Annotated in this window: 15 protein-coding genes; 10 read left to right on the top strand and 5 right to left on the bottom strand. The window is 67.9% G+C overall.

The genetic code is table 11. The features are described from left to right. Position 1 precedes the first annotated feature (1 nt). A complete protein-coding gene (locus OG558_RS15260) occupies positions 2-817 on the bottom strand; it encodes a phosphotransferase (protein ID WP_405070851.1) in 816 nt (271 codons plus the stop codon). Positions 818-962: 145 nt separating this feature from the next. Here OG558_RS15260 and OG558_RS15255 point away from each other — a divergent pair, with 145 nt between their 5' ends. Then, positions 963-1,460, top strand: coding sequence for an SRPBCC family protein (locus OG558_RS15255; protein ID WP_405070850.1), 498 nt, complete (start codon positions 963-965; stop codon positions 1,458-1,460). A 12-nt stretch (positions 1,461-1,472) separates the two neighbouring features. Here the strand turns inward: OG558_RS15255 and OG558_RS15250 are convergent, their stop codons facing one another. Both OG558_RS15250 and OG558_RS15245 read right to left on the bottom strand, forming a co-directional pair. Further along, positions 1,473-1,901, bottom strand: coding sequence for a MerR family transcriptional regulator (locus tag OG558_RS15250; protein ID WP_328525589.1), 429 nt, complete (start codon positions 1,899-1,901; stop codon positions 1,473-1,475). Between the two features lie 29 nt (positions 1,902-1,930). After that, on the bottom strand, positions 1,931-2,977 hold the full coding sequence (locus OG558_RS15245) for an aminotransferase class V-fold PLP-dependent enzyme (RefSeq protein ID WP_405070849.1): 1,047 nt from the start codon (positions 2,975-2,977) through the stop codon (positions 1,931-1,933). 476 nt (positions 2,978-3,453) lie between these two features. Here OG558_RS15245 and OG558_RS15240 point away from each other — a divergent pair, with 476 nt between their 5' ends. After that, a complete protein-coding gene (locus tag OG558_RS15240; protein WP_405070848.1) occupies positions 3,454-4,497 on the top strand; it encodes an aldo/keto reductase in 1,044 nt (347 codons plus the stop codon). Positions 4,498-5,060: 563 nt separating this feature from the next. Here the strand turns inward: OG558_RS15240 and OG558_RS15235 are convergent. Then, positions 5,061-5,165 carry a peptidoglycan-binding protein gene (locus OG558_RS15235; RefSeq protein ID WP_405072169.1) on the bottom strand — a complete coding sequence of 35 codons (105 nt, stop codon included), beginning with the start codon at positions 5,163-5,165 and terminating at the stop codon, positions 5,061-5,063. A gap of 109 nt (positions 5,166-5,274) precedes the next feature. Here OG558_RS15235 and OG558_RS15230 point away from each other — a divergent pair, with 109 nt between their 5' ends. The 8 genes from OG558_RS15230 (at position 5,275) to OG558_RS15195 (ending at position 12,252) form a co-directional block, all read left to right on the top strand. Then, positions 5,275-5,481, top strand: coding sequence for a hypothetical protein (locus OG558_RS15230; RefSeq protein WP_329483881.1), 207 nt, complete (start codon positions 5,275-5,277; stop codon positions 5,479-5,481). A gap of 68 nt (positions 5,482-5,549) precedes the next feature. After that, entirely contained in the window at positions 5,550-5,780 is a 231-nt protein-coding gene (locus tag OG558_RS15225) for a hypothetical protein (protein WP_329483880.1), read from the top strand. A gap of 102 nt (positions 5,781-5,882) precedes the next feature. Then, positions 5,883-6,893, top strand: a complete 1,011-nt coding sequence (locus OG558_RS15220) for a LacI family DNA-binding transcriptional regulator (RefSeq protein WP_405070847.1) — start codon at positions 5,883-5,885, stop codon at positions 6,891-6,893. Positions 6,894-6,992: 99 nt separating this feature from the next. Beyond that, the gene (locus OG558_RS15215; protein WP_405070846.1) at positions 6,993-8,288 is read left to right on the top strand and encodes an extracellular solute-binding protein; all 1,296 of its coding nucleotides are present in this window, start codon (positions 6,993-6,995) and stop codon (positions 8,286-8,288) included. A gap of 12 nt (positions 8,289-8,300) precedes the next feature. Further along, positions 8,301-9,245 (top strand): carbohydrate ABC transporter permease, encoded by a 945-nt coding sequence (locus OG558_RS15210; protein WP_405070845.1) that lies wholly within the window; start codon positions 8,301-8,303, stop codon positions 9,243-9,245. After that, on the top strand, positions 9,242-10,069 hold the full coding sequence (locus OG558_RS15205; RefSeq protein ID WP_405070844.1) for a carbohydrate ABC transporter permease: 828 nt from the start codon (positions 9,242-9,244) through the stop codon (positions 10,067-10,069). The genes OG558_RS15210 and OG558_RS15205 overlap by 4 nt, the downstream gene beginning before the upstream one ends. 28 nt (positions 10,070-10,097) lie before the next feature. Further along, positions 10,098-11,600 carry an alpha-N-arabinofuranosidase gene (locus OG558_RS15200; protein WP_329483875.1) on the top strand — a complete coding sequence of 501 codons (1,503 nt, stop codon included), beginning with the start codon at positions 10,098-10,100 and terminating at the stop codon, positions 11,598-11,600. A 25-nt stretch (positions 11,601-11,625) separates the two neighbouring features. Beyond that, complete coding sequence (locus OG558_RS15195) at positions 11,626-12,252, top strand: TMEM175 family protein (protein ID WP_405070843.1); 627 nt, start codon at positions 11,626-11,628, stop codon at positions 12,250-12,252. On the opposite strand, the gene OG558_RS15190 is transcribed toward OG558_RS15195, so the two are convergent. Further along, entirely contained in the window at positions 12,227-12,676 is a 450-nt protein-coding gene (locus tag OG558_RS15190; protein ID WP_405070842.1) for a GNAT family N-acetyltransferase, read from the bottom strand. The genes OG558_RS15195 and OG558_RS15190 overlap by 26 nt on opposite strands. Positions 12,677-12,713 lie beyond the last annotated feature (37 nt).

Raw genomic sequence — 12,713 nt, 5'->3', positions numbered from 1 at the left:
GTCATTCCAGGAGGGCGGCGGTGAACCTCTCGCGGTGATCTACCAGCCACTCCTGGATGCGGTCCCAGCGTTCCCATCCCCCGCGCTCGGCCAGTGCTTGGAGATAGATGGTGTCGCCGTCGGCCACGCGGCGCGCGACGAAGGCCCGGCATACTGCGGTGGCCTGCTCGATGGTGCCCGGCAGTTCGGCGCGTTCCCGCAGCGAGAGGCCGTAGCCGTCGGCAAGGATCCGAAGTCGCGTCGGGGCATCCAATCCGGCAGGGTAATAGCCGGCCGCTGATGCCGGGTCGACCATGGGGGCCCAGTAGCGGGCGGTCATGGCGACGTCCCAGAGCGGCCGCCCAGGGGCCGCCATGTCGAAATCGATCAGCCCGGCGGCACGGCCGTCGTGGAAGACGACGTTCTCCGGGCATACGTCGTTGTGACAGAGCAACGTCCCTCCCTCCGGATCAGCCAGATCTCGGGGCCATGCGACGTGGATGTCGAGGGGGATGTCCGCGCCGGCCTCGTGGAGGCGCCGCAGCAGGCTCCCCACCGACGTCAGTGCACTCCGGGTCATGGCCCAAGGCGGGAACGGCGGCAGGGCAACGTCGCCGGGAAGAAAGGTCAGCTGCTCGCGGCCGTCCTCGGTGAGGTGGACGGGGGTCGGTGCCGCGTCGAAGCCGTGATCTCTCAGTGCGAGGAGGTGGGCATGGATGGCACGCGCGGTGCTCGGCGCCGGGCGATCCACAAGCGCCCCGTGACGGAAGACCGCGCCCGTGTTCACCATGCCGCCTGTCAGCACCTCGCGGTTCGTCGCGTCGTCTTCAGCCGTCATGCCGATCACGCTAGCGTCAAACCGGCTCTGTGAGTGCCTACCTCGGGGACGGCCCGGCCGCGCTCTACACCGCGGTGTCCAGCCTCTCGACCTTGGTGTAGACACTAAATGTCGAGCCCGGTCGTACGCCTCCGACGTCGCGGACATGAACGACTACGGAGTGACCGGTGCGACCACCGGAGCAGAGGTGTTGCTGAAGCTGCCCGTCGACGCGGTCTGGGCGGGGATCACGGCCATCGACCGGTACGGCGAGTGGAGCCCGGAGTGCTGCTACGGCGCCTGGCTCGACGACGCGGACCGGCCTGTCCCCGGTGCCCGCTTCGAAGCGCGGAATCGCTTCGCGGACGGGTACGAGACCTACGTGACCTGCACAGTCACGATCGCCGACGAACCGCTGCGCTTCGGCTGGGACGTTTACGGCGGTGAGGATGTGCCCTTCGCACACTGGGAGTACGAGCTGCAGCCGGAGGGGCGGGTGACGCTGGTCCGGCAGTCCTTCACCCATGGACCTGGTGACAGCGGCCTGCGTTCCGGCGTGCGGCAGCAGCCCGAGCGGGCCGCCGAGGTGATCCAAGGACGCCTGGACCAGCTGTCCGCGAACATGCGCAAAACCCTGCTGTCAATGCAAGAAACGCTGTCCTGATAACGGGGGGGTTCAGGAGGCTTCGCTGGCCTTGGTGGTCGAGGGCGCCACCCACAGGCACTCGGCCGTACCTTCGGCCAGGTGCTGTTCGTAAACGCCGACCTTGTGGGTGATCACCCGCAGGCACTCGGTGAGCTCCTGGATCTGGGCGGTGACGTGGTCCTGATGGCTGCGGAGCAGGGCGAGGCGGTCCTGTTCGTTGCCGGAGCCCTGGCGGACCAGCTCGGTGTACTTGCGGATCGTGTCCAGCGGCATCCCGGACGAGCGGAACTTGATGCACATGTCCAGCCAGTCGACATCGTCCTCGGTGTAAACGCGCCGGCCGTTCGACTCCCGCCGTACGGCGTCCGCGAGCAACCCCTCGCGCTCGTAGAACCGGAGTGCGTGCACGCTCAGCCCGGTCCGTTCCGCAACCTGTCCGATACTCAGTCCAGCGTCCATACGCGGCACCATAACCCCGGTCGCCGCTCTTACAGCAGTGGTTTCAGGGCCGTCAGCGCCTGATGGACGTCGGCCGAGGTCGTGTAGATGTGGAAGGACGCGCGCAACTTCCCGTCGCGGACGGCCGCACGGATGCCGGCCGAGGCGAAGGCCTCCTGGGCGCCGGGGAGGGGCGTGCTCACGATCGCGGAGTCGCCCGGTGGCAGCCCGAGACCGGCGCGGAACTCGTTGGCCAGCTCCAGGTTGTGCTGGTGGATCGTCTCGACGCCGATCTGCTCGACCAGCTCGAGCGCGGGCGCGGCCCCGACGAAGGAGAACCACGCCGGCGACTGATCGAACTTCCGCGCGCCATCGGCGAGCACCATCCGCGTCCCGTAGTACGAGTCGTGCACCTCGGCACCGGCGTACCACCCGGCGGCCGACGGCCGGCAACGCTCCTGCAACCGTGGCGAGAGATACCCGATCGTCGCGCCACGTGGCGACATCAACCATTTGTACGTGTGTGTGACCAGCGCATCGACACCGTCCACTCGCAACGGCAACCAGCCGAGCGCCTGGCTCGCGTCGATCACCACCAGCGCGCCAATTTCCTTGCTAGCAGCAACAACCGCGGGCAGATCGAGGACCGCGCCGGTCGACGACTGGACCGCACTCACCGCGACCAGGTCGATCCCCGGCCGGATCGCCGCGACCAACTCATCCCCTGGTACAGCGACCACCTCGACGCCACGGTCCGCGTGGACCTGCCACGGAAACACGTCCGACGTGAACTCGACGTCGTCGGTCAGCACCTTCGCCCCGTCCGGCAACACCGCCGCGATCGGCGCCAACGCCGCGGAGACCGTGCTGCCCACGAACACATCGCCGGCGTCCGCACCGACCAGCCGCGCGAACGACTCCCGGACCCGGGTCGTCGACTTGTCCCATGGTTCCCAGGAGGTCGCGCCCACCCGCCAGTCGGCGAGCGCAGCCTGCAACGCGTCCCAGGCCGGCTTCGGCGGCAATCCGTACGACGCCGTGTTCAGCCAGCCCGGCTCCGGATCCCACAGGCCGGCGAAGTCCCCAAGAGTTCCCATTGCTCCAGCCTACGCAGCCGCGCGGATCGGCCGCGGGAGTTGTCCACAACCGTCAGTCACGCAGGTGCGCAAGCAGCGTCGCCAGCCGCCGACGACGGCGGCTCGTGCTCAAGAACGGTTCTGGAGCCGTTGGAACTGCGGACCTCGCAAGGCTCGGCCGCACGCTGTCCGAACCTCTCCCCCCGGGCCCGCCCGCCTGCCCCGATGCTGCACTCCACCTGCGGATTGACCTTGAGAACCCACCAACCACTTTCGGGCGCCGAAAGTGGTTGGTGGGTTCTCAAGGTGGAGCCGCGGCCGGATCAGTGGAGTAGGCCGGCCGACGTCAGGCGGTCGGTGATGGGGTCGTGGGGGACGGCTCGGGCGGTGTTGCCGCGGTGACCGGTGGTGGTGCGGGATGCGGTGCCGTTGACCTAGACAGCGCTCTAGCTTCTAGCGTTGCGCCGGTCAGGACCGGCAAGACTGGGAGCTGTTTCATGCGCTATCGCACGCTGGGTGGGACCGGGATCGAGGTCAGTTCGCACTGCCTCGGCGCGATGATGTTCGGCGCGGTCGGGAACCCCGACCACGAGGACTGTGTCCGCATCATCCACGCCGCCCTCGACCAGGGCATCAACTTCGTCGACACCGCGGACATGTACTCGACGGGCGAGTCCGAGGAGATCGTCGGCAAGGCGCTGAAGGGCCTCCGGGACGACGTCGTACTCGCGACCAAGGTGCACTTCCCGTTGCACGACGACAGCCGGAACCGCAGTGGGAACTCCCGGCGCTGGATCACTCGCGCGGTCGAGGACAGCCTGCGCCGGCTCGGCACCGAATGGATCGACCTCTACCAGGTGCACCGGCCGGATCACTCGACGGATATCGAGGAGACACTCTGGGTGCTCAGCGATCTCGTCAGCGCGGGGAAGATCCGGGCGTTCGGATGCTCGACGTTCCCGGCCGAGGACATCGTGGAGGCGTATCACGTGGCGGAGCGGCGCGGGTACGGGCGTTTCCGTACGGAGCAACCGCCGTACTCGATGATCGGCCGGGGAATCGAGCGCTCGCTGCTGCCGACGTGTCAACGGCTCGGGATGGGCGTGCTCACATGGAGCCCGCTCGCGTTCGGCTTCCTGTCCGGCAAGATCCGCAAGAACCAGCCGATCGACCTCACGTCGGGCCGGGCTGCCATCGCTCCGCACCGCTTCGATCCGTCGCTGCCCGCGAACGCGGCGAAGTACAACGCCGTCGAGCGCCTGATCGAAGTCGCCGAGGGCATCGGAGTGTTACTCCCGGAGCTGGCGATCGCCTTCGTCACCACGCATCCGGCGGTCACGTCGGTGATCAGCGGACCCCGCACGATGGAGCAACTCGACGGCCTGCTGAAGGCCGCCGACCTCACCCTGGACGACGCGACCCTCGACCGGATCGACGAGATCGTCCCGCCAGGCACCGACCTCTGGGACACCGACGCCGCCTGGCGCCCCCAATCCCTCACCAACCCCACCACCCGCCGCCGCCCACCCACCGACCGCTGAGCCCGCCCCCATCGCACGACCAGCAAGCCGACCCACCCACCCACCCAAACCGCGACTTTGTGCACCATTGCCGCACCCAGAGACCGCAAAAACACGGATCCGATGCACAAAAACGGCCGGGGGCCGGATGCCGCGTCGGCTTGAGGTGGCCGGGGGTCGGGTGCAACGTCGGCGCGACGTGGCCGGGGGCCGGTCGGCCGGCTCGAGGTCGGCCGGGTGCCGACCCCACTCGCACCGCGACCTTGTTCACCGTTGCCGCATCCACAGGCCGCAAAAACACGGATCCGGTGCACAAAGTCGGCTCGACGCGGGCCGGGTGTCGCGACGACTCGACGTGGCCGGGGCCGGCCGGCCCGAGGGAGTCGGCGCGACGTGGCCGGGGGCCGGGGCCGGCTCGAGGTCGGCCGGGTGCCGACCCACCCGCACCGCGACTTTGTGCACCGTTGCCGCGTCCACAGGCCGCGAAAACACGGATCTGGTGCACAAAGTCGGGTCGGCTTGGGTCTGGGCCGCGTCGGCTCGGGGTGGGTCGAGTGGCTCGGATCGGGGGTGGGCGGGGTGGGTTAGTTGCCGGTTTGGAGGGTGGTCCAGGTGGCTGGGCCTGCGATGCCGTCGACTGTCAGCTGTCTCGTGCGCTGGTAGTCCTCTACGGCCGCAAATCGCCCCAGGCGGACGGAAGATGAAGGTTTTCAGTCAGGGGCGTGGCGACGACGGTTTGTTTTTGGCGGGGCGAGATGGGCACTGGAAGATCGTCAGCCAAGAGAAAGAGTCAGATCGATGAACCCCCTGCCGCAGTCCACCCGTAACGCCGCGGAACCGTGGACGGCGAAGGAAGTCCGGCAGTTCGAGAAACTCGCGGCGGAGAACCTGCCACCCTCGGTGATCAGCCTCCGCCTCGGCCGCCCGGTCGCGGCCATCCTGACCAAGGCCGTCGAGGCGGGTATCAAGCTCACCCCGCTCAACCGCCCGCCGTACGGCGTTTGACGCCGACACCCTGACGCCGGGACGGCGCCGACGTACCGTGGGTGCAAACACGTCCCAGGGAGGGTGTCATGACTGTCCGCAGACCCGGTAGGTGGGATCCCGGTGAAGAGCCGTCCCCGGTGATCGACGAGACGCTGCAGGAGGAAGGCCTCGAGCTGACCAACTACGACGGCGTGCTCCCCGACCACCCCGGTGGCAAATCTCTCGGCCCGCAGCCCAACCCACCCCGGCGCCCGCCCCACAAGGCACCCCCGGAGGAACCGGCGGACGACCCGGCGGAGGAACCGGCGGACAGCTGACCGGAGCGCCCTCCAGCGGCGACGGAGCACGCGGGCGACGGCAACATCCCGCCCGCGTGCATTACCGTGTGTGCCCATGACCGGATGGTTGGGGGTGATGCCGTGGCGGTGACGATGCGGGACGTCGCGCGGCAGGCCGGGGTGTCGCCGAAGACGGTCTCCAACGTGATGAACGGGTATCCGTACATCCGCGAGGAGACCCGGACCAGGGTGCTCGCCGCGATCGATGCCCTCGGCTACCAGATGAACATCTCCGCCCGGAACCTGAAGTCCGGCCGGACCGGCATCATCGCGCTCGCCGTCCCCGAGCTGAGCAACCCGTACTTCGCCGAGCTCGCCGACGCGGCGATCGCGGCCGCCGGTGAGCACGGCCTGACCGTGATGATCGAGACCACCGGCGCCGACCGCGACCGCGAGCTGACCGCACTCGCCCGGCCGCGCGGACACTTGGTCGACGGTCTGCTCTACAGCCCGCTCGGCCTCGGCCCTGAGGACGTCGACCAACTGCGGACACCGACGCCGATGGTGCTGCTCGGCGAGCGGATCTTCCACGGCCCGGTCGACCACGTGATGATCGACAATGTCGAGGGCACCAAAGCGGTCGTCCGGCACCTGCTCGACCAGGGCCGGCGACGGATCGCGGTGATCGGCATCCGCCCCGGCGAGAAGGTCGGCACGGCCGCCATCCGGTACGGCGCGTACACCGACACGCTCGCGGAGTACGGCCTACCCGTACCGAAGGACCTGGCCGTGTCCGGCGGGAAGTGGCACAGGTCGAGTGGCGCGGACGCGATGGAGGAGCTGCTCGCGGCCGGGGAGAAGTTCGACGCCGTCCTCGGCCTGAACGACACGCTCGCACTCGGCGCGGTCCGGGCGCTCACCGCGCACGGCATTCGGATCCCGGACGACGTCGCGGTGGCGGGCTTCGACAACATCGACGAGGCCAGCTACAGCAGTCCGACCCTGACCACGGTCGATCCCAACCGCATCTACATCGCCCGCACCGCGGTCGACCTGTTGGTCCAGCGAATGGCCGGCGACGACTCCGAGCACGCCGAGATCGTCGCGCCGTACGAGCTGCACACGCGCGAATCCACGCTCGGCGCCAGCTGAGGTCTTGACGGTCCCGGAGCACCCGGGCATTATCCCTACACCGATGTAGTACACCGATGTAGAACGCCCTGTCCCCGCCCCCGCCTGGAGGACACGCAGATGCTTGACGACTCCCCTCCGCCCCTCCGCCCACGACGTCGAGCAGTACTTGGTGGCCTGCTCGGCAGCGCCCTCGCCCTCACCGGCTGCGGCAGCCTCGGCAGCAAACCCAGAGTCCGGGAATGGAACCTCTTCGGCGGCGGCGACGGCGCCCGCCTGCTGCAGATCCACCAGCAATACGTCGCCGAACACCCCGACGTGCGGTTCGAGGCGACCACCCTCGCCTGGGGCCCGCCGTTCTACACCAAACTCGCGATGTCGGCGGCCGGCGGCCGGGCGCCCGAGGTCGCGACCATGCACATGTCCCGGCTGAAGGGATTCAGCCCGACGACGATGCTCGACCCGATCCCGGTCGATCTGCTGTCCGCTGCCGGCGTGCACCAGTCCGACTTCCTGCCGGCGACCTGGGACCGCTGCGTCATCGACGGCAAGCTGTACGCCGTTCCGCTGGACCAGCACCCGTTCGTCCTCTACTACAACCTCGAGATCTGCAAGAAGGCAGGTCTGCTCGGCCCGGACAACAAGATCAGGACCGTCAAGGGCGTGACCGAGTTCCTCGACATGCTCCGGGCGGTCAAGGAGACCACCGGCAAGTACGCCGTCTCCGTCGACACCACCAGCCCGTGGCGGCTGTGGTGGACGCTGTACGGCCAACTCGAGGGCGAGTTCTTCAGTCCGGACGGCAAAGAGCTGGTGATCGACGACGCCAAGGCGCTCGAGGCCCTGGACCTGATCGCGAAGCTCGCGAGCGAAGGACTCACGCCGCGGTCGGCGAACTACGCCGCCCTGGTCGCCCAGTTCAGCAACGGCGAGGCCGGGTTGAGCTTCAACGGTGAGTGGGAGGTCACGACGTATCAGACCGCCAAGCTGCCGTTCAGCATGGCGCCGTTCCCGGTCGTGTACGACGTACCGAAGTTCCAGGGCGACTCGCACACCTTCGTGCTGCCGCACCAGGCCCACCGCAACGCCGACGACACGAAGGCGACGATCGAGTACATCGCCTGGATGCTGAAGCACAGCGTCGAGTGGGCGGCCGGCGGCCACATCCCGGCGTACCAGCCGGTGGTGACGAGCCAGGAGTACCTGGACCTCAAGCCGCAGGCGGAGTACCGCAGCGTCGCTCCGAACGTGCTGTACGACCCGGATGCGTGGTTCAGCGGTTCGGGAGCCCAGCTGGAGAACGAGTCCGCCGCGGCCTTCAACGGGATCGCGACCGGACAGGCCACTCCGAAGGCTGCGCTCGCCCAGTTCAAGGCAGCCACCCAGAAGCTGCTCGACACCCCGTCCCCGGTCTGAAAGGAGGCCATCATGGCTGTGCAGACACCACCTCGTGCCCTCAGTACCACCCGACCGGCCGCACCGAAGCCGGGCACTGGCCGCCCGTGGACGGAGCGTTGGGGCGGACTGTTCTTCGTGGCGCCGTTCCTGCTGCTGTTCGCGGTCTTCCTGCTCTGGCCGATCGTGTCCGGGCTGTGGAACAGCTTCTTCAACACCAGCCTGGCCGGGGTCAAGCACCAGTTCCTCGGCCTGGAGAACTGGCGGGAGATGTTCGGCGACCCGGCTGTCTGGTCGTCGCTGAAGAACACCTTGATCTTCACCGCGATGAGTACGCCGCCGCTGGTGATCATCGCGCTCCTGATGGCTCTGCTCGCCAACCGCAAAGGCCTGCTGGGCTGGCTGTTGCGGTTCTCGTACTTCGCTCCGTTCGTCCTGCCGGCCACCGTCGTGACGCTGATCTGGGTGTGGATCTACCAGCCCGGCTTCGGCCTGGTGAACGGGTTGCTGACGGCCGGTGGGTTCGCCGAGATCGACTGGCTGAACACCGAGAACCGGGCCATGCTCGCGATCGTGATCACCACCGTCTGGTGGACCGTGGGGTTCAACTTCCTGCTCTATCTGGCCGCGCTGCAAGGGATTTCGGCCCAGGTGTACGAGGCGGCCTCGATCGACGGCGCCAACGGGCGGCAGCAGCTGTTCCGGATCACGCTGCCGTTGCTGAGCCGGACCACCGGGCTGATCGTCGTCCTGCAGCTGGTGGCGTCGCTGAAGATCTTCGACCAGGTGTACCTGATGACCGACGGCGGGCCGAACTTCGCGACCCGGCCGATCATCCAGTACATCTACGAGAACGGCTTCACCAACTACCGGATCGGCTACGCGTCGGCGATCTCGTACATGTTCTTCGCGGTCATCGTGGTGGTCGCGCTGCTGCAGTTCAAACTGTTCTCCGGCCGGAAGGAGGCCGGCGAATGAGGACGTCGTGGACCTTTCCGAAGGTGGCGAGCATCGTCGGGGCCGTCATCCTGGCGGTCGTGTGGCTGGTCCCGCTCCTGTGGGCCTTGGACACTTCTCTCAAACCGGAGCCGGAAACGACCCGGTCGCCCATCACCTGGTTGCCCAACGCACCGACCCTGGGTGCCTACCAAAGCGTCATCGATCAGGGCGATCTGATCCGCTGGTTCCTGAACAGCAGCGTCGTGTCCGTCCTGGTGACCGGCCTGACGCTCGTGGTGTCAGTGCTGGCCGCCTTCGGCTTCTCGCGGACCAGGTTCCCCGGCCGGCGGGTGCTGTTCGGGCTGATCATCGCCGGCATCCTGGTCCCGCCGCAGGTGCTGATCGTGCCGTTGTTCCAGGAGATGACCGGGCTCGGCCTGGTCGACACCTATTGGGGCATCGTGCTGCCGCAGGCGGTCGCGCCGGTGATGGTGTTCGTGCTGAAGAAGTTCTTCGACGGCATCTCCCGTGACTACGAGGACGCCGCCCGGGTCGACGGCGCGTCCCGGTGGCGGATCGTCTGGAGCGTGATGGTGCCGATGTCGCGGCCGATCCTCGTTGCCGTCGGCATCTTCACGTTCATCGGCGCCTGGAACAACTTTCTCTGGCCCTTCATCGTGACCACCGACCCGTCGATGATGACGATCCCGGTCGGCCTGGCCAACGTGCAGGGCTCGTACGGCCTGCGCTACGCCCAGATCATGGCCTCCGCGGTCCTGGGCGGACTTCCCTTGCTGATCGTCTACGCCCTGTTCCAGCGCCATGTGGTCCGCGGCGTCGGCGACGCAGGCATCAAGGGTTGACACCACTCACCACGACAGGAGCAACCTGGTGCCCGCTGCCAACCTCACCATCGACCCCGCGTTCACGATCGCGCCCGTGAACCGCCGTACCTTCGGGACCTTCGTCGAACACATGGGCCGGTGCGTCTACACCGGTATCTACGAACCGGGCCACGCGACCGCCGACGAGGACGGGTTCCGCAAGGACGTCCTCGAGCTCACCCGCGAGCTCGGCGTCTCGGTGGTCCGCTATCCCGGCGGCAACTTCGTCTCCGGCTACCGCTGGGAGGACGGCGTCGGCCCGCGCGAAGGACGGCCGCGCCGGCTCGACCTCGCCTGGCACAGCATCGAGACGAACGAGTTCGGCCTGGACGAGTTCATCCGCTGGTGCGCCAAGGCCGGGGTCGAGCCGATGATGGCGCTCAACCTCGGTACGCGCGGAGTCCAGGAGGCGCTCGACCTCCAGGAGTACTCGAACCACCTGGGCGGGACCGCCTTGTCCGATCTGCGGGAGCAGCACGGCGCATCGCCGTACGGCGTCAAGCTGTGGTGCCTCGGCAACGAACTGGACGGCCCGTGGCAGGTCGGCCACAAGACGCCGACGGAGTACGGACGGCTCGCGGCAGAGACGGCACGGGCGATGCGGATGATCGAGCCCGATCTGGAGCTGGTCGCGTGTGGCTCGTCCTCGTCGCGGATGCCGCTGTTCGGCACCTGGGAGCGGGAGGTCCTGCGGGAGACGTACGACTTCGTCGACTACATCTCCTGCCACGCGTACTACAGCAACGACGACGGCGACACGGCGTCCTTCCTGGCCTCGGCGGTGAACATGGACCGCTTCATCGAGGCCGTGGTCGCGACGGCGGACCACGTCGGCGCCGAGCTCAAGAGCAGCAAGAAGATCGGCATCTCCTTCGACGAGTGGAACGTCTGGTACGGCGAACGGTCCCGCCGGACCGACGGCCCGCACGACCGGTGGGAGGTGGCGCCGCGACGGATCGAGGACGAGTACAACGTCACCGATGCCGTTGTCGTGGGCAACCTGCTGATCTCGCTGCTGCGGCACAGTGACCGGGTTGCGGTCGCGTGCCTGGCGCAACTGGCGAACGTGATCGCGCCGATCATGACCGAGCCCGGCGGGCCGGCCTGGCGGCAGCCCACGTTCCACCCGTTCGCGATCACCTCCCGGCTCGCCGCCGGCCAGGTGCTCCAGGTGCGGGCCGACTCGCCGACCGTCAGCACCGCCAAGTACGGCGACATCCCGGCCGTCGACGCGGTCGCGACGTACGACGAGGGCCGGCTCGCGGTCTTCGCCGTGAACCGGTCCACCGAGGGCCCGGTCGAGATCACCGTGGACGTCAGCCGGACCGGCGTCACCGCGATCGAGGAGGCCGTGATCGTCCACGACGAGGACCCACTCGCCACCAACTCGGCCGCGCACCCGGACCGGGTGACCGCCCAGCCACACGAGTCGGTGAGCCTCGCCGACGGCAAGCTGACCATTACGCTCCCAGCGATCAGCTGGACAGCGCTTTCTCTGTCGACGGACTGATGGTGCTAGGTCAGACTGGGTGGCCGTGAGCACCCAGTCTGACCTTGCCGAGACCAACCGCCTGGAAGCCTTCAGCGATGGCGTCTTCGCGATCGCGATCACCCTGCTGGTCCTCGAGCTGCACAGCCCCGAACTCGAGGAGGGGCAACGGCTGTGGCCGGCACTGGTGCACGAGTGGCCACAGTTCGCGGCGTACCTGACCAGCTTCGCGATCCTCGGGGTGATGTGGGTCAACCACCACTCGCTGTTCCGCCAGATCGAGCGCGCCGACCGTGGGCTGCTGTTCCTCAACCTGCAGCTGTTGCTGTGGGCCACGTTGCTGCCGTTCCCGACCAGTCTGTTCGCCGAGCACCTCAGAGACGACTCGATCAACGCCAGCGTCGCCGCAGCCGTCTACAGCACCAACCTGACCCTGGCCGCGATCGCGTTCAGCCTGATCTGGTGGCACGTCCTGCACAAGCATCTGGTCGAGCACAACATGACGAACGCCCAGGTCCGGAGGTCGCTGCTCAGGTACTCGATCGGCACCTTGATCTACGCGGCCTGCATCGGGCTGTCCTTCATCTCCGCGCAGGCAACACTGCTGGTCGTCTTCCTGCTGGCGGTGTACTACGGCTTCGAGCAGCTCAGGACACGCGCCTCAACTGCGTGACGTACACCCCCGGAGCGACTTCGACCTGGTCGGTCTCCGTGTAGCCGCGGGCCTTGTAGAGAGTGATCGCCGGCGTGTTCGCGCTGCCGGTGGATACCAGGCTGACCGGTCGCGGCTCCAGCTGGTCGAGGTGGTCGAGCAGGGCACGACCATGGCCGCGGCGGGCGTAGGCCGGGTCGACGATCAGTCGGCTGATGTCCACCGAGTCGTCGGTCAGCTCGTAGGCGACCGCGCCGACCAGCACGGCACCGTCGTACCGGCCGAGCCAGTGCTCGGTCGACGCCATCAGACCGGCTAGATCCTCCTGCAGTGGCGGGATGCCGTCGAAGCCGATCAGCTCGGCCTCCACGGCGTACGCGGCGTGCTGGATCGTCAGCAATCGCTCGGCGACCGCTGGGTCGGACAAATCGAGACGTCTGATCACGCGCGTCAGGTTACGCTGCCCGCCAGGACCCGAGCGC

Source organism: Kribbella sp. NBC_01510, assembly GCF_045040325.1.
Taxonomy (GTDB): domain Bacteria; phylum Actinomycetota; class Actinomycetes; order Propionibacteriales; family Kribbellaceae; genus Kribbella.
The sequence above is the reverse complement of the archived record's forward strand: the minus strand, read 5'-3'. Positions and strand labels throughout refer to the sequence as shown.

Coding starts and splice junctions, on each gene's coding strand:
- OG558_RS15260 (WP_405070851.1), bottom strand. CDS start 817: ATGACGGCTGAAGACGACGCGACGAACCGCGAGGTGCTGACAGGCGGC.
- OG558_RS15255 (WP_405070850.1), top strand. CDS start 963: ATGAACGACTACGGAGTGACCGGTGCGACCACCGGAGCAGAGGTGTTG.
- OG558_RS15250 (WP_328525589.1), bottom strand. CDS start 1,901: ATGGACGCTGGACTGAGTATCGGACAGGTTGCGGAACGGACCGGGCTG.
- OG558_RS15245 (WP_405070849.1), bottom strand. CDS start 2,977: ATGGGAACTCTTGGGGACTTCGCCGGCCTGTGGGATCCGGAGCCGGGC.
- OG558_RS15240 (WP_405070848.1), top strand. CDS start 3,454: ATGCGCTATCGCACGCTGGGTGGGACCGGGATCGAGGTCAGTTCGCAC.
- OG558_RS15230 (WP_329483881.1), top strand. CDS start 5,275: ATGAACCCCCTGCCGCAGTCCACCCGTAACGCCGCGGAACCGTGGACG.
- OG558_RS15225 (WP_329483880.1), top strand. CDS start 5,550: ATGACTGTCCGCAGACCCGGTAGGTGGGATCCCGGTGAAGAGCCGTCC.
- OG558_RS15215 (WP_405070846.1), top strand. CDS start 6,993: ATGCTTGACGACTCCCCTCCGCCCCTCCGCCCACGACGTCGAGCAGTA.
- OG558_RS15210 (WP_405070845.1), top strand. CDS start 8,301: ATGGCTGTGCAGACACCACCTCGTGCCCTCAGTACCACCCGACCGGCC.
- OG558_RS15205 (WP_405070844.1), top strand. CDS start 9,242: ATGAGGACGTCGTGGACCTTTCCGAAGGTGGCGAGCATCGTCGGGGCC.